15 protein-coding genes and 1 other annotated feature are annotated in these 16,554 nt (G+C 42.0%); of the genes, 4 read left to right on the forward strand and 11 right to left on the reverse strand.

The window, feature by feature from the left end; all coding sequences use genetic code 11:
• Positions 1-165 precede the first annotated feature (165 nt).
• Positions 166-339 (forward strand): sigma 54-interacting transcriptional regulator, encoded by a 174-nt coding sequence (locus FZC78_RS24295; RefSeq protein ID WP_435874110.1) that lies wholly within the window; start codon positions 166-168, stop codon positions 337-339.
• Entirely contained in the window at positions 305-586 is a 282-nt protein-coding gene (locus FZC78_RS24300) for a winged-helix domain-containing protein (protein ID WP_148940079.1), read from the forward strand. The genes FZC78_RS24295 and FZC78_RS24300 overlap by 35 nt, the downstream gene beginning before the upstream one ends.
• Before the next feature lie 88 nt (positions 587-674).
• On the opposite strand, the gene spoVK is transcribed toward FZC78_RS24300, so the two are convergent.
• The 5 genes from spoVK to FZC78_RS12720 form a co-directional block, all read right to left on the reverse strand.
• Positions 675-1,625, reverse strand: a complete 951-nt coding sequence (gene spoVK / locus FZC78_RS12700) for a stage V sporulation protein K (RefSeq protein ID WP_148940080.1) — start codon at positions 1,623-1,625, stop codon at positions 675-677.
• 517 nt (positions 1,626-2,142) lie between these two features.
• The gene (gene hfq / locus FZC78_RS12705) at positions 2,143-2,376 is read right to left on the reverse strand and encodes an RNA chaperone Hfq (RefSeq protein WP_148940081.1); all 234 of its coding nucleotides are present in this window, start codon (positions 2,374-2,376) and stop codon (positions 2,143-2,145) included.
• Positions 2,377-2,415: 39 nt separating this feature from the next.
• Entirely contained in the window at positions 2,416-3,357 is a 942-nt protein-coding gene (gene miaA / locus FZC78_RS12710; protein ID WP_148940082.1) for a tRNA (adenosine(37)-N6)-dimethylallyltransferase MiaA, read from the reverse strand.
• 371 nt (positions 3,358-3,728) lie between these two features.
• Positions 3,729-4,295: an MFS transporter gene (locus FZC78_RS12715; protein WP_148940083.1), complete on the reverse strand. Its 567-nt coding sequence runs from the start codon at positions 4,293-4,295 to the stop codon at positions 3,729-3,731.
• Complete coding sequence (locus FZC78_RS12720; protein WP_148940084.1) at positions 4,292-5,701, reverse strand: FAD-binding oxidoreductase; 1,410 nt, start codon at positions 5,699-5,701, stop codon at positions 4,292-4,294. The genes FZC78_RS12715 and FZC78_RS12720 overlap by 4 nt, the downstream gene beginning before the upstream one ends.
• A 192-nt stretch (positions 5,702-5,893) precedes the next feature.
• On the opposite strand from FZC78_RS12720, the gene FZC78_RS12725 reads away from it, so the two are divergent.
• Positions 5,894-6,157, forward strand: a complete 264-nt coding sequence (locus FZC78_RS12725; RefSeq protein WP_353733577.1) for an alpha/beta-type small acid-soluble spore protein — start codon at positions 5,894-5,896, stop codon at positions 6,155-6,157.
• A 230-nt stretch (positions 6,158-6,387) separates the two neighbouring features.
• On the opposite strand, the gene FZC78_RS12730 is transcribed toward FZC78_RS12725, so the two are convergent.
• Positions 6,388-6,852, reverse strand: coding sequence for a GNAT family N-acetyltransferase (locus FZC78_RS12730; RefSeq protein WP_148940085.1), 465 nt, complete (start codon positions 6,850-6,852; stop codon positions 6,388-6,390).
• An 18-nt stretch (positions 6,853-6,870) separates the two neighbouring features.
• On the reverse strand, positions 6,871-7,866 hold the full coding sequence (locus tag FZC78_RS12735; protein WP_148940086.1) for a tryptophan--tRNA ligase: 996 nt from the start codon (positions 7,864-7,866) through the stop codon (positions 6,871-6,873).
• A 229-nt stretch (positions 7,867-8,095) separates the two neighbouring features.
• Positions 8,096-8,328 (reverse strand) — a binding site (T-box leader).
• Positions 8,329-8,495: 167 nt separating this feature from the next.
• Between FZC78_RS12735 and FZC78_RS12740 the strand changes: the two genes are divergently transcribed.
• Complete coding sequence (locus FZC78_RS12740) at positions 8,496-8,831, forward strand: DUF948 domain-containing protein (protein WP_148940087.1); 336 nt, start codon at positions 8,496-8,498, stop codon at positions 8,829-8,831.
• Between the two features lie 372 nt (positions 8,832-9,203).
• Here FZC78_RS12740 and FZC78_RS12745 read toward each other — a convergent pair whose 3' ends face one another.
• The 4 genes from FZC78_RS12745 to mutL form a co-directional block, all read right to left on the reverse strand.
• Positions 9,204-10,865, reverse strand: a complete 1,662-nt coding sequence (locus FZC78_RS12745; protein ID WP_148940088.1) for a glycerol-3-phosphate dehydrogenase/oxidase — start codon at positions 10,863-10,865, stop codon at positions 9,204-9,206.
• Positions 10,866-11,170: 305 nt separating this feature from the next.
• Entirely contained in the window at positions 11,171-12,661 is a 1,491-nt protein-coding gene (gene glpK, locus FZC78_RS12750) for a glycerol kinase GlpK (RefSeq protein ID WP_148940089.1), read from the reverse strand.
• A 156-nt stretch (positions 12,662-12,817) separates the two neighbouring features.
• Positions 12,818-13,387, reverse strand: a complete 570-nt coding sequence (locus FZC78_RS12755) for a glycerol-3-phosphate responsive antiterminator (RefSeq protein ID WP_148940090.1) — start codon at positions 13,385-13,387, stop codon at positions 12,818-12,820.
• Between the two features lie 1,299 nt (positions 13,388-14,686).
• Positions 14,687-16,546 carry a DNA mismatch repair endonuclease MutL gene (mutL, locus tag FZC78_RS12760; RefSeq protein WP_148940091.1) on the reverse strand — a complete coding sequence of 620 codons (1,860 nt, stop codon included), beginning with the start codon at positions 16,544-16,546 and terminating at the stop codon, positions 14,687-14,689.
• Positions 16,547-16,554: the final 8 nt, after the last annotated feature.

A 16,554-nucleotide genomic window follows, 5' to 3' on the forward strand; every position in this document is an offset into this window, starting at 1 on the left:
GTCACTTTTAGTGTATTTCATTCACTATCCACTGCCAATAAACCTTCGAGTTGCTCATGAGTGAAGACATCTTTTTTCTTTCTTCACAAATTCTGTATCCAATACACTGACTTGCAGACATCTTCTTCCCCTTCTGCACGAGTTCATGTATCCAAGAGGCTGACTTTGGGACATGAAACGGGAACTGGGAAAGAATTATTCTCTTCCGCCATTCACAATGAATCATCCAGAAAACATGACCCCTTTCTGGTAATCAACTGCGGAGCACTTCCTGATTATCTCTTCGAAAGTGAATTATTCGGTTATGAAGAAGGAGCTTTGCTTTCACCGAGGCAGTGAAAGGAGGAAAAAAGAGTATCTTGCTCTTCTCACAGCAATAAAGGTGCTGTTTGCCCAAAATAAAAATGACAGCAGGCAGGAATTGAAAGAAATGCTCAACGAAACCAGACATACCCTTTCTCTTCATCAAATCAGGACTAGAATGAAAGAACTTGAAGACTTGGGCTGCTTGGTAATTCATAAAGGCCGAAAAGGAACGGAAATCACTGAAAAAGGGATAGAGATGATCGATCAATTAAAAGGTTAACGTTCTTAAAGTTCTCCCCGGAGTTTGATTTATTATTTATTGAGCAAAAAAAAGAGCCAGTCAGGGTCAGTCCTGTACTGGCTCTTTTCTATTCTTCGGCCGATGGAAATAACAAGTCATTACTTCTAATTGTCATCAACTCATGGCGGTCATAGGTATTTTGCAAAAGCAGGCGCATAGCTTGAGATCTTATCGATTTCTCAATTACATTTCTGACATATCTTCCATTAGAAAATGCTGCCGGGCTGATTGCCGTCTTCACCTGAAGAAGGTGTTCTCTGATTTTTCTTTCTGCATCTATACTCAATTCATATTCTTTGTCAGTGAGCATTCTTCTTCCTATCTCCATTAACTGGTCAACGGAATAATCCTGAAATTGAAATACTAAGGGAAAACGTGAATGAAGACCAGGGTTCAAAGTAAGAAATTGATCCATTTCACGTGAATACCCTGCAAGGATAAGTATAAATTCATGCTGTTTGTCTTCCATATGTTTTACCAGAGTATCAATGGCTTCCTTCCCGAAATCCTTTTCCCCTCCTCGTCCTAAAGAGTACGCTTCATCTACAAACAGAATTCCGCCCATTGCCTTTTTCACCAGGTCCCTGGTCTTCTGGGCCGTATGTCCGATATATTCTCCTACAAGATCAGCTCTTTCCGCTTCAATCAAATGGCCTTTAGAAAGAACATTCATTTTAAGAAACAATTTTCCTATCAATCTGGCGACGGTCGTTTTTCCAGTCCCGGGATTTCCTTTAAACATCATATGCAAGGCCTGCTTACCCGCTTTAAGCCCTGCTTCCTCCCTCTTTTTATTCACATAGATCCAGGCGTAAATTTCTTTCACCATTTTTTTCATATCGTCCATGCCGACTAATGAGGCCAGTTCCGCTTCGATTTCCTTTAGTGCTGCATGCTCCTGAGGAAGAACCTTAACTGGTTCCTCAGCCTTTCTCATTTCCCGAACAGGATTACGTTTATGTGAATTTAATACAATACTTATTTGTCCATTATTTTTCATTCTCATCGGCTGTTCCATAAATTCACCTCACCATTCTATACAGTATACGTCTGGAGGTTTTTAACGGTGACAAATGCCCAGTTAAAACGCTTAGAAAGCTCTCTTATCATCCTATTCATTTAAGAATGAAATCATTATTAAAATTTAGATTGTGTTGAATGGGATGACAAACTATTTAGTTTACAATAATATTGTTATGTATTTTATAATCTTTTCTGTTTTTGCTCCTAAATAGGGAAAGACACCAGCCCTCTACCCTTTTACGTAGAAGGGATTGGAGCGGAAGACGTGAGACTTCCTGCGGGACTAGCGGTCGTCTAGTTCCAGCGCCTAGCCCCTCGGGGCTGACCAAGGCGCTTCTACTTTTAAAGACAGGTGAGACCCCGCAGGCGAAGCCGCGGAGTCGTACGTCTGGAGCGCAAATCAATTGCATTTAAACAACAGCAATTTTTGCGAAAAGAGCCTTTTTGAACAAATCCGAAATAAAAAAAACACACCGGCAAATTACCGGCGTGCTTTATCATTCAATCAAATTTTATTGAGCTTCGTCGAAATTAATTTGAACGTTGCGCTGAGGCGAGAAGGTGGAAATAGCATGCTTATAAACTAATTGCTGCTTGCCTTCTGACTCAAAAAGTACGGTAAAGTTGTCAAACCCTTTAACTAGCCCCCGGATTTGGAACCCATTCAATAAGAATACGGTTACTTGAGTGTTGTCTTTACGTAATTGATTAAGAAATTGATCTTGAATATTAATTGCTTGTTTCATGATAAGTCCTCCTCTTCTATCTCTACCTTAACTATTCGACTATAACCCTAGCTTTCCTGCAACAAAATCCGATATCTCTTCAATTTTTTTGTTCTTTTCCCTCGTGCTGCTCATATCAAACCATTCTACATCCATTTTATTGCGGAACCATGTTAACTGCCGCTTGGCATATCTTCTAGAGTTCTGTTTCAGGTTTTCAACTGCATCATTTAAAGTGACTCTTCCTTCAAGAAACTCGTAAATTTCTTTATACCCAATCGCCTGGATAGATTGTACATCTTTCAGCCCTTTGTCAAAAAGTGCTTTTACTTCTTGAATAAGTCCCTGTTCCAGCATGATGTCCACCCTGCTGTCGATTCTGCTGTAAAGTAATTCCCTTTCCATCATCAGGCCAACTAGTGCCACGTCATACAGAAGTTCGTTATTCTGATTCTCCTGGTACTCAGACATCGTCTTTCCTGTACAGTGATGTATTTCCAAGGCCCTTATCACCCTTCTGATGTTGTTAGGGTGTATGCTGCCAGCTGCTTTTGGATCAACCATTTGCAATCGTTGGTGGACTTCCTGATTGCCATGATCCTCGGCTTCTTTTTCCAATTTCCTTCTGTATTCTTCATCACCGGGAGCATCCGTAAAATGATAATCGTAGATGACGGACTGAATATATAAGCCGGTTCCTCCTACAATCATCGGAAGCTTTCCACGGCTGTGAATCTCAGAAATCTTTTTCCTGACCAGCTCCTGAAATTCTGCTGCCGAAAAACTCTCTTCAGGTTCCCTAATATCTATAAGGTGGTGAGGAATACCTTCCATTTCTTCTTCTGTTATCTTGGCGGTTCCAATGTCCATCGATTTATAGATCTGCATGGAATCCCCACTAATGATTTCTCCATTGAATTTCTTAGCCAGATGTATACTGGAAGCTGTTTTTCCCACAGCTGTAGGCCCTATAAGTACGACAAGTTTTTCTTTCTGATCCAAACGATTCACTGCTTTCTATGTAAAAGAATAAGTTTACATATTATCGTACCATAAGAATTCATCGTTACATATCAGAAGAGTATAACCGTATAAAGTTTTTTTATACATTTTCCTTTTTATTTTTAGCTGTTTTCGTAAAGTTGTTGGTAGGTTTGAAAGTTTGAATTTCTGGACCCGGCGCATGACTTAGCGGGGCGGGAGGCAAACTAGACGACCTATAGTTCCCCGGGGATTCGATCTTCATGGAACGTTCTTCTAAACGTACCAATTTCTTTTCACTCTTCAGTTTTAATGGTACGTTTAACGGCTAATCGTACCATTAACTTATCCAACCCACCGATTTCATGGTACATTTCACTTGAATACCTCATCTACCCAGCTTGATCTTCCATTTCTACTATCTCTTCCTGCTCCTTATTATAAAACAGCAGTGCCAGCCCGCTTCCGGAAAACAAAAAAGAAGCTATATAAAAAATAATCGCTATAGTAAAGAAGTCGATCAGGACGCCGGTTGCAAAAACAGCCAAGGAGGCAAACAGTGACGTCCAGAAATGATAGCCGCCAATCTTTTTCCCCGCTCCTTTACCATGAAATACTTCCCCTGCCAGTGTTTTTTCACATGTTTTTTGGACAGCTCCCAATAAGCCCAATATGACTTGGAGTGTATATACACCTGCTAGAGAATCTACTTCAGGTATTAATAGGAAGATGAATGCCATTCCCCATGCATATCCAATCAGTAAGGGACGGCTGCCAATTTTATCTGAAGCTGCTCCTATCCAGCGGTGAAACAGCGCAGAGCTGAGCATGAACAGTCCATAAGCAAACCCGAAGCTGGAAAAGTTGGATCCGACGTTTTTGATAAAAAGAAGGTAGAATGGAAAAGAAACCGAACTGGCCATCATGGCAAAGCTCTGTGAAACCACAAAATATCTCATTGACCATACTCCTCATAAAAGTGATTCATGAATACTTCTTCAGGGTCCAGCTTTCTTTTGCTTTTGAAGAATTCCTCCGTCCTTGGGTAAGCCTCTTTCATCTGCTTCTTTGAAGGATATTCATAATAAGGAAGATAGTAGCTTCCTCCATGCTTCAATGTCACATCTACCATCTTTCTGACAACCTTTTCCGTATCTTCTTTTCCTTCAGCCGATTTACTCTGATTAATGAGCAGCACTAGTGCAAACATCTCATCCTTGGAATACGACAAGACAGCATCTTCATTTTCATCAACGTAACGGACGGTAATGTTCACCAGGTTCAACTCCTCCTCATCGAGCACTTCTCTTAAATCATCGATATAGGCGGTGAATTTATCTATAGGAACAAAGTATTCCTGCAGGACATCTGTATCACGCCGGCTTTCGTATTCCATGAATTTGGATTCTGACCTCATTGCATTATTCCGGGTAGTGAAGTCGCCATCTTTGCCTTGAAAATAGGTTTTCTGCATACCCCAAAAGAGATCTTTTCCCCAATCGAATTTCCTGGAGATACCAAGCATGAATTTAGAAATGAATGTCCCTTTTTCATCTTTCAATGAATTATGCTTCTTCTGCAGATCCTGGCTGTCTGAATGAATATAGTCCGTTATATACATGTCTTCCATAAAAGTATCCGGAGCAGTCGAGATTCGGGCAAGATGCATCTTAACATCTTCATTGCCTTTTACTTCTTCAAGAAAAAAATCACTGTATTCATCATATGGTAGTTCCGTCGTTTTCATTTCATACAGTTCATCATCGGTCAGTTGCAATTCTGCATCAAGAATAACTCCAAACAGCCCATACCCTCCGATAACCAATGGAAAGAATTCTTTATTTTCAGTCCGGGATACGTTGATAATCTCTCCATCATGCTTCAATAAACGGAAAGAATTGACCGTCTCAATTAATGCCCCATGCCTTATATCTCTGCCATGTACATTGACAGACAGCGACCCTCCGATAGTAAATATATTTTGGGACTGCATTACTTTCACTGATAACCCATGTGGATTGGCTGCCTCTTGTATGTCTGCCCAGGTCGCACCGCTCTGTACACGTATGGTTTTTTCAACTGTATTGAAATCCAGTATCTTATTATGACTGGTCATATCCAATACGACGCTGCCAGGGTAATAAGTGTGTCCTCCCTGGCTGTGCATCTTTCCGGCAATTGACACTTTAAGATTTTCATCGGCTGCCTTCTTAACTGTTTTCACTATCTCCCGTTCTTCCTCACCCTTGGTCACCTGCTCTATTCTAGTCGGCATCAAGCCGCCTATATCACTGACGATTTCAGAACTAACAGGGTCATTATCCACAGTGAAAAAAACACACCCGTAAATTATGAAAAAAATCATCACTATTGCCGCTCTTTGTGATACTTTCTTTCAGGTTATCCGTTTCTTCAATTATTTCACCTCATATTTACCAAATTTAACTATTATTTCTTAGTGTAATTTTACACTATTTAAGTTAAATTACAACATTATTCTGATATATTTCTCTCTTTGCATCATAATAAAGATGTACATGAACCTTAAGAAGAAAGGATGATCGCCGTGAGCAAAAGAAAGCCTCTCATCCCCGAATCTCAAAGGGCACTGAATAAAATGAAAGCCGACTTATTTCATCAAGAGGATCCTTCTGCAGTGAAGTATGAGGCAGCAAAAGAGCAGGGTATCACCTTAACCAAAGGCTCTAACGGGGAACTTAGCGCACGGGAAGCTGGAAAAGTCGGCGGGAAAATTGGCGGTAGTATGGTAAAAGAAATGGTAAAGATGGCTGAAGCGTCGTTAAACGCTAAAAAAAGGTAGAAGCAAAATAAGCTTCTACCTTTTTAATGGCTGTTTTCGCATTATTGTTGCTTTCGGAAAAATCCCAAGCGCGGAATTTTTCCCCGGATACTAAGAGTTTTATCTCTTGTCGGGGAAGAGTAGCTTTTTTCTTTTCGATATTACTGAATTTTTACTGAATTTTTCCTTCTAGAGATTAATATTTCTTCTGAATTAGTATCAAATAGCAAAAGTTTACGAAAAGAGCCTTTTTAATCTAACTTGTATGTCAATATGGACTGCAAGCCCTTCCTTCCCATAAGTTTCTTCCCATCATCCTTAAAGGCTGACTTCAGGTAAAGTGTTCTCGCTGCTGAATTTCTTTCGTTCACAGCCAGGACGATTTCACGTGTTTCAGGAAAATGTTCCAGGACGAACGAAGGAAGCAATTCCATGGCAGTTTTGGCATACCCTTTTCCTTGCTGTATCTTATTAATGGAAAAAGCTCGTAATAATAAGGCATTGGTTTCAAGTGAATAGTCTTTAACAACTGGTCCTTTATGAAGAACAAAAAAACCAACTGCCATGTCCCCATCCATTATGACGACTGGATGTCTATTTCGGTCTTCAATTTCTAATGCTTCTGAAGGCAAAGCCGTAAATTGATGCTGTTCTTCTGCAAGTGAAAACTTATATAGCTCGGCTTTCACTTTTTCATTGTAAAACTGCAGTTGCATATCGATTCCTCCCGATCTTTAGCAGCCGATCATTTCTTTGATTTTTTTGAGTTGAAGAGACGCAATGCTTCTTGCCTTTTCTGCCCCTCGTTCAAGAATCTTATCAATTTCCTGCTTATTGTCGAGATATTCATAATACTTCTGGCGGGGTTCGCTCAGTTCCCTGTTCATGACTTCGAATATTTCTTTTTTCACTTGGCCCCAGCCGATTCCTTGTTTGTACTTCTCTTTCATGGAGGCAGCTTCAGGGGCAGCCGCAAACTCTTTATAAAGAGTGAACAGCGAGGAACCCTTCACTTCCTTAGGCTCTTCCGGGGGCGTAGAATCCGTCACAATTTTATTAACGAGCTTTTTCAGAGCTTTTTCTTCTGCAAAAAGGGGGATGGTGTTTCCGTAGCTTTTACTCATCTTTCTTCCATCAAGCCCGGGTATGACAGCAGTCTCTTCTTCAATCACATATTGAGGCAGCTTGATGGCTTCCCCGAAAGTACGATTGAAATTATCCGCGATATCTCTTGCGATTTCCACGTGCTGAACCTGATCTTTTCCAACAGGAACCTTATCTGAGTTAAAAAGCAAGATATCCGCGGCCATTAGGATTGGATACGTAAACAGCCCCATGTTGACGCCAGCATCAGAATCGTTTCCTTCCGCCGCGTTTTCTTCGACTTTGGCTTTATAAGCGTGTGCCCGGTTCATCAATCCTTTTGGTGTCAAACAGGAGAGAATCCAGTGGAGTTCAAGAATTTCAGGAACATCTGATTGTCTGTAAAAAATCACCTTTTCCGGATCCAACCCTAATGAAAGCCAAGCCGCCGCGATTTCGTAGGTATACTCTTTAAATTTTTTGCGGTCCTGAACTGAGTTTAAGGCATGGTAGTCCGCAATGAAGTAAATCCCTTGTGAGGTGTTGTCTTTTGCCATTTCAAGTGCTGGCTTGATCGCGCCGATATAATTCCCCAGATGAGGGTGTCCTGTTGGTTTTATCCCTGTTAGTGCTGTTGGTCTTTCCATATAAATTCCTCCTAAAGATAAAAGGCTGTTTTCGCATACATTGCTGCTCGGAAAAATCCAAATAGCCGGATTTTCCCCTGGTACTAAGGGTTCTCTCTCAAAACGGGAAGAGTAGCTCTTTTCTTTTCATAATTACCAGGTTATTCCGGTTCATGGTTATTTTTTTCAGAATGAGTATTGGATAGCAACAAAGTTTACGAAAAGAGCCAAATAAAAAAAGCCCCCATCCAAAAAGGACGAGAAACCCGCGGTGCCACCTTCGTTTACCCTGAATAAAAAGGTAATCTTTAAAAGAGCTGATTATATGCTCTCTGTTCCTTTTATCGGTAGAACTCTCCGCCTGCCCATTTGTTCGGCATGGATGCTCCGAAGCCCATTCAACATGGTCCGACACTGATTCCCACCAGCCATCAGCTCTCTAAAGTCTTATCCATGCATACTCTTCTTCATCATTGCATAATATTAAAAAAATTTTGATTTTATTATAGCTCATTGCTTTAAGATTAGCAACGTATATTTCCACTGTTTTCCTCATCGCAAAAGACCGTTTTATTCATAATCTAAAGGGTAAACAAAGATACAAAGAATAACTTACCCTTGAAAATCAGCAGAAATTTAGGAGGTATTCCATGATCATTGTTTACGCAAGCATAGCCCTGTTTGTTCTCTCGATTGCATACCTGGGATATAAAGGCTTTAAGTTCATGAAGGAAACCAAACCGACCATCAACCACTTGAATAAAACGGTAGAGAGCCTGCAGCAAAGAGCACAAACCCTGCAGGAGGAGACCAATGAACTTTCTACACACAGCCAGGAAATCAAAGAAGATATTGATACTAAGAAAGATAACATTCAATATACAGTTGGTGCCGTTAAACAACTGCCAAAGCCTGTAAAGAGAATTTGGGAAAATAACTTCAAGAAGCCTGAAGAAGGAAAGAATTATCGTACTTCCAATGGGTGATTTTAAGACTCGTCTATGGACGGGTCTTTTTGGGGATTTCTTAAAGAATTCTGGAATGAAAAAGAACTTTTCTTTGGTACCGACGAAACTTATAATTCATTCAAAACGTATTAATGTTTGTTTCTCAGTTAAGAAGGCGCAACTCGAATACAAAAGCCGATAAAAATTTTTAAAGATAACAAGGAGAGTTAGTATTAACTATTTAATAGCATTCAGATTATCGATTCATAATTAAAGAGAGTAAAGCTCGAGCCCTACAATCTTCCCTTGAAAACAAATAAACCGTCCTGTGCATGACACAGAACGGTTTTTATCATTGAAAAGAATCAGGCAGCTTCTCATTGGATTACTGGTTTTTATGATCGTTTCTGGTTACATTACCGGCACTTGTGCATCTCTAATTGCATTGTCCAAGTCAATGAGATATTGCCTCTTTAATCCCGGTTTCCAGTCAAGCAGGATAGCCATCATTTCGACAATCTCTTTTTTCCACTGCTTCACCCATTCTATATTGAAAAACAGTTTACCTGTCCTTCTCATGAAGAAGTCAATTGGCGTGACGGCCATTTCTTCATTGATGGAATAAAGAAGCATGGCATATATTTCGGCAGGCAGTTCATTATTTGAAGACTTTGTTGTTTTTTTGTAAGAATGAGCCATTTTGAAAAGTTCATCTGCATTCGATCCGTACTGTTGAACAAGTTTCCGTCCTGCATCAATGCTTAATCCGAATTGTTCCGCTTCCATTGCTTTCTTATCTATAAAGTTCTGGAACCCTGATGAGCCCCCGAAATCTCCGCCGGATAACGGAAGATGTTTAGTGCTGGAGCCTGGAAACTCTCTCTTGGTTTGCTGCTTCAACCTCTTGGCAATGAGGTCGACCACATGCTCCGCCATTTTCCGGTAGCCCGTCAACTTCCCGCCTGCTATTGTAACCAAGCCGCTGTCTCCTTCCCAGACTTCATCTTTGCGGGAAATTTCAGAAGGGTCTTTTCCTTTCTCATAAATCAACGGCCGGATGCCTGCCCAGTTCGACTCTACATCTTCTTTTGTGACTTTTACATCAGGGAACATATAGTGAATCGCATTCAGCAGGTACTCTCTGTCCCCCTCTGTCATTTTTGGGGAAGTGGCATCTCCTTCAAAAAATGTATCGGTTGTGCCGACATATGCTTTTCCTTCCCTGGGTATAGCGAATACCATCCTGCCGTCCTGTGTATCAAAGTAAACGGCTTGCTTCAAAGGGAATTTTTTTTGGTCTATCACAATGTGTACCCCTTTTGTATGACGAAGCTTTTTATTATTGATTGAGTAATCTTTTTTCCTTACTTCATCCACCCAGGGTCCAGATGCATTGACAACTGTTTCAGAGTGAATCTCAAATGTTTCTCCAGAGAGCACATCCTTGGCTTGAATTCCCTTTACCTTTTTATCCTCATAAATGAAATGCTCTGCTTTCACATAATTCAAAGCAGCTGCTCCATACTCAACCGCCTTCTTCATTGTTTCGATTGTCAGCCTGGCATCATCCGTCCGGTATTCAACATAATAGCCTCCACCTTTAAGTCCTTCCCGTTTGACAAGAGGCTCCTTTTCCATCGTTTCAGATGAAGAAAGCATTTTTCTTCGTTCAAGCCTCTTTACACCGGCAAGATAATCATATACCCGTAATCCGATGGAGGTGCTGAATCTCCCGAAGGTCCCGCCTTTATGGATCGGCAGCAGCATCCATTCGGGTGTTGTAACATGAGGAGCGTTTTCGTACACGATCTCTCTTTCCTTTCCCACCTCGGCAACCATTTTCACTTCATATTGCTTTAAATACCGCAAGCCTCCGTGAACCAGCTTGGTCGATCGGCTGGAAGTTCCTGCTGCATAGTCCTGCATTTCCACGAGGGCGACCTTCATGCCGCGATTCGCTGCATCCAAAGCGATTCCGGCTCCTGTAATGCCTCCCCCAATGATTGTGATGTCAAAATAATCGTTCTTTAACTTTTCTTTGATTTGACTTCTTTGCAAGCTCGAAAAACTCATCTGTCATTCCTCCGCTTCTGTTGTATACAATAAAAAAGAGACCGTGAACAAACATTATGAAAGCAGCATAATGTTGTCAGGTCTCTCTAAATTCTCTAACCGTTTATTAACTTGTGTTTATAATACCATAACCTTCAGATTTTTAAAAATGTTATGTCTTGGTTTAATTTAAAGGCTGTTTTAGGATAGATTGCTGCTTTCGGATATCTCCGGATACTAAGAGTTTTATCTTATCTCTTATCGGGAAAGAGCAGCTCTTTTCTTCAATATTACCATTTTTCAGCAACAGAGTTTACGGAAAAAGCCTATTTAAAAGCCATTGCCGCTTTCACTGCTTTTTGCCACCCGCCGTAATGTTTTTCTATTTCTTCCGCTTGCATGGCAGGATCAAATTTTCGGTCAAGGTTCCATTGAGCGGTAATCTCACTGGTATCACTCCAATACCCGACAGCAAGTCCTGCAAGGTACGCTGCTCCTAACGCCGTCGTTTCATTTACCACCGGCCGCTCTACAGCTGTATTCAGAATGTCGGCTTGAAACTGCATTAAAAAGTCATTTTTAACCGCTCCTCCATCCACACGCAGCGTTTTCAAGGCCAGCCCAGAATCAGCTTCCATTGCGGTAAGTACATCTTTCGTTTGATAGGCGAGGGATTCTAATACGGCGCGGATAAAGTGTTCTTTAGACGTTCCTCGGGTCAATCCAAAGACCGCTCCTCGTACTTCGCTATCCCAATAAGGAGTTCCAAGGCCAACGAACGCCGGCACTACGTATACACCGTCATTACCCTCGGTTCTCTCCGCATAGGCTTGTGTTTCGCTTGCATCCTTGATCATCCGCATTCCATCCCGGAGCCATTGGATGGCAGATCCGGCTACAAAAATGCTACCTTCCAGTGCGTATTCCACCTTGCCGTTAAACCCCCAGGCAATTGTGGTGAGAAGACCATGTTCGGACTTCACTGCCTTTTCTCCTGTATTCATCAGCATAAAACAGCCGGTACCATATGTGTTTTTCGCCATACCTTCTGAGAAGCAGGCCTGACCGAACAGTGCCGCTTGCTGGTCACCTGCAACTCCGGCAATCGGTATTTCCTTCCCGAAGAAATGATACGGCACTGTTTTTCCATAAACTTCAGAAGAAGGCTTTACTTCTGGAAGCATGCTTGCCGGAACACCTAATATATCGAGGAGTTCCTGGTCCCATTGCAAGTCATAGATATTGTACATCAATGTCCGTGAAGCATTAGAGTAGTCAGTTACATGTGATTTTCCGCCGGTAAGCTTCCAGATCAGCCAAGTATCCATCGTGCCAAAAAGAAGATCCCCTTTTTCTGCTTTAGCTTTCGCTCCATCCACCTTTTCCAGTATCCACTTTACTTTGGTTCCAGAAAAATAGGCATCGATTAAGAGCCCGGTTTTACTGCGGAAAGTATCTTGGAGACCTTTTTCCTTTAGTTCACCACAAATCCCCGATGTCTGGCGGGATTGCCAGACTATTGCATTATAAACCGGTTCACCTGTATGTTTATCCCACACTACAGTGGTCTCCCTCTGATTAGTGATTCCAATGGCCGCTATTTCGTCAGGCTTCACCAATGATTCAGAAAGAACCGATGCGATCACTGCCAGAATTGATCCCCAGATTTCGTTCGGATTGTGTTCCACCCAGCCGGGCTGAGGAAAATACTGCGTGAATTCCTTTTGTGACGTATGGACAATCTCGCCTTTTTTATTAAAAAGGATCGCTCTTGAACTTGTCGTCCCCTGGTCTAAAGATAATATGTATTCTCCCAATGCTCCCACTCCTTCTTCCAGTAAAGTTTTTCATAGGATTCTGAAAAAAAGCAGAAAAACCCACACAACTATCGCTGGCGATAAACTGCGTGAGTCTCATCTTCTCTCTTCACGAATCATTAACTTGTTTTAGATTAATAGATTATGGAAACGTTGTCAAATCTCTTTATCCGGATTGAAATGCTTCCATAGTTCTCTATTTGAAGTGGTAATGGCAGATGCACCTGCTTCTATCGCTTCTTCGACTTCATTGACAGTATCGATTAACCCGCCTGCAAAAACAGGCTTTCCTGTTTCGGTTTTGATGGTTTTAATCACTTTCGGAATAACACCAGGCAGAAGTTCGACATAATCAGGATTCGAGTGTTTCACCAGTTCCATGCTTCTCTCCATCGCGGAGCTGTCAAGGACGAACGCACGCTGAATCGCTACAACCCCTTTTTTCTTCGCTTGCTGGATCGCGTTGCCTTTTGTCGATATGATTCCGTACGGCTTGATTTCCTGGCAGACATATTGCGCACCATATTCATCACCCTTCAAGCCCTGAATCAAATCCAGGTGCAGGAACATTTTCCGGTTATTTTCCTTTGCATACTGATAGACCGTGTTAAGCATCCCGATATGCAAATCGAGGAACACACCATATTCATAGTTCGTCTGCAGCATCTTATCGAATTCTTTCATCGACCTGACTGCCGGGAGAATTTTTTGACCTTTGAATGTCATCGTGACACCTCTTTCTGGGTGATAGTTATATACTATTGTAACCTCTTAACGTCTGATATGGTTTCATCTGTTTTGGTTTTCCCTGAGTTTAATTCGGAAAGGCGTTCAGTTGATACCGGCTGAGCGCGGGACATTAAAATGAGAAATCTCCGAGTTGATGTACCTCGCTGGCTGAGCGAGGTACACTAAAATGAGAAACGATTGTGTTGATGTACCTCGCTGACGGAGCGAGGGACATCATAATGAGTAATGCTCGAGTTGATGCACCCCGCTGGCGGAGCGAGGTACATTAAAATGAGAAATCCCCGAGTTGATGTACCCCGCTGGAGGAGCGAGGTACATTAAAATGAGAAATCCCCGAGTTGATGTACCCCGCTGGCGGAGCGAGGTACATTAAAATGAGAAATCCCCGAGTTGATGTACCCCGCTGACGGAGCGAGGGACATCATAATGAGAAATCTCCGAGTTGATGTACCCCGCTGGGGGAGCGAGGTACACTAAAATCAGAAATCCCCGAGTTGATGTACCCCGCTGGCGGAGCGAGGTACACTAAAATGAGAAATCCCCGAGTTGATGTACCCCGCTGGCGGAGCGAGGTACACTAAAATGAGAAACGCTTGTGTTGATGTACCTCGCTGGCGGAGCGAGGTACATTAAAATGAAAAATCCCCGAGTTGATGTACCCCGCTGACGGAGCGAGGGACATCATAATGAGAAATCTCCGAGTTGATGTACCCCGCCGACGGAGCGAGGTACATTAAAATGAGAAACGCTTGTGTTGATGTACCTCGCTGACGGAGCGTAGTCTATCAAAGCAATTATATGAACATGGATGCTGAGATTGGAGGTTTCACGCTGTATAAACGGCCTTTTTACTGCATCAAGTTTCTAATTCTAAGTTTTCATGCTGTTTTAACGATCTTTTTACTGCATCAAGTCTCTAATTCTATGATTTCATGCTGTATAAACGATCTTTTTACTGCATCAAGTCTCTAATTCTATGATTTCATGCTGTATAAACGATCTTTTTACTGCATCAAGTCTCTAATTCTATGATTTCATGCTGTATAAACGCTCTTTATACTGCATCAACTCTCTAATTCTTGAATTTCATGCTGTATAAACGCCTTTTTTTACTGCATCAAGTTTCTAGTTCTATGATTTCATGCTGTATAAAATAAATTTCATGCTTAAAGCCCCTGACCAGCACACATATCTGCTTCGCACAACGCCAGCGAGGTCCGCTTTAATAGCAGGTTTTAAAAAAGCTTATACACTACTGCGTATAAGCCTCTTTCCCTACATAACCCGCTTGAACATCTTCTCCATCTCATAAACTGAATAGTGAATGATGATCGGGCGGCCGTGCGGGCATGTGAATGGATCCTCAGACCGCCGCAGTTCATCCAGCAGCGCTGAAATTTCTTCGTTCCTCAAGTACTGATTCGCCTTGATTGAAGCTTTACAGCTCATCATGATGGCCGCTTCTTCCCGAAGTTTTTTTATATCAACCTTTTTCATATTGAGAAGCTGTTCTATCATTTCATCGATCAGCTCGCCTTCCTGGCCAGCAGGCAGCCATTGAGGATGTGAGCGGATGATGAAGCTGTTGTAGCCGAACTCCTCCAGAAAAACGCCGACCTTTTCAAGCTCTTCTTTGTGCTCGACGATTTTCATATACTCATCTGCAGAATATTCGAGAGTGATCGGAACAAGCATTTCCTGGAGTTCATTCTCCACTTTTCCGACTTTCTCCCTGAAGTATTCATATTTGATGCGTTCCTGTGCCGCATGCTGATCAATGATGTATAAGCCATTTTCGTTCTGAGCAAAAATATATGTTCCGTGCATCTGTCCGACAGGATATAAAGGCGGAACTCTTGAGGCCTTGGGTTCTTCCTGCTCCACCAGGTGAGTTCTTTGTGGAGTAGTTTTTTCTACTTCCGGTTTCTCTTCATGAATCACCGAAGCTTCCTCTTCTTCGAAACCAACCGGTTCTGGGTTTTTATACAGCATCTCCAAAACTTCCTTAGGAGGCAGGTTTTCCTGCTGAAAGGTTCTTTCCGGCATCTTTTCTATACTTTTTTCTTCTGGCAGGTGATCTAATGTAAACGCACCCTGTTCAGACTGGGGTTTCATTGGCTTTGGCTCTTTGTAACCTGATGGAATGAGTTCTTTTGTTTTAAAAGAATCTCTTATTGCACCGGATACCAGTTCGAACAGCTCAGGTTCTTTACTGATTCTCACTTCCATTTTAGAAGGATGAACGTTTACGTCCACCAATAAAGGATCCATTTCGATTGACAGCAATACAATTGGATATCTTCCTATCGGCAGAAGTGTGTGGTATCCTTCACCGATGGCTTTGGCCAAACCGTAATTCTTGATGAATCTGCCATTGATCATGGTTGAAATATAGTTCCTTGAAGCTCTTGTGATTTCCGGAAGAGAGATATACCCTTTGACTGAGAAATCCAGCGACGACGCTTCAATCCTGACCATTTTCCTGGCAATATTGGTTCCGTAGATAGCTGAAAGCACCTGCCGGACATCTCCATTTCCATTTGTATGAAGCAATGTTTTGCCATTGTGTATGAGCTTGATTGATATATCAGGATGTGAAAGGGCGATCCGGTTTGTTACATCAGTGATATTGCCAAGCTCTGTATGGATCGTTTTCATATATTTTAACCGTGCAGGTGTATTGAAAAAAAGATTCGATACCGTTATATCCGTTCCCCGCCTGCTTGAAGATTTTTCCTGTGCAAGTACCTTTCCTCCCTGCAGCTTAATCTTTACTCCAGGTCCGTCACCTGTGCTGGTAAGCATGTCCAGATGGGAAACAGAAGCGATACTTGGAAGTGCCTCACCCCTGAAGCCAAGTGTGCGGATTCTGAACAAGTCATTTTCATCTTTGATTTTGCTTGTGGCATGCCTGCTGAAAGCAGTGAGTACATCGTCTTCAAGGATACCGTCCCCATTGTCGATGATCCGGATGGAAGCCAGCCCGGCTTCCTCTACATGGATTTCGATAACATCCCCGTTTGCATCAATAGCATTCTCCAAAAGCTCTTTTACAACAGAAGCAGGTCTTTCCACAACTTCTCCGGCGGCAATTTTGTTAGATAACGCATCATCAAGCTGAAAAATCTTTCCCATGTTCACAC

The sequence above is a fragment of the Rossellomorea vietnamensis genome (assembly GCF_008180415.1).
Lineage (GTDB): Bacteria > Bacillota > Bacilli > Bacillales > Bacillaceae_B > Rossellomorea > Rossellomorea vietnamensis_C.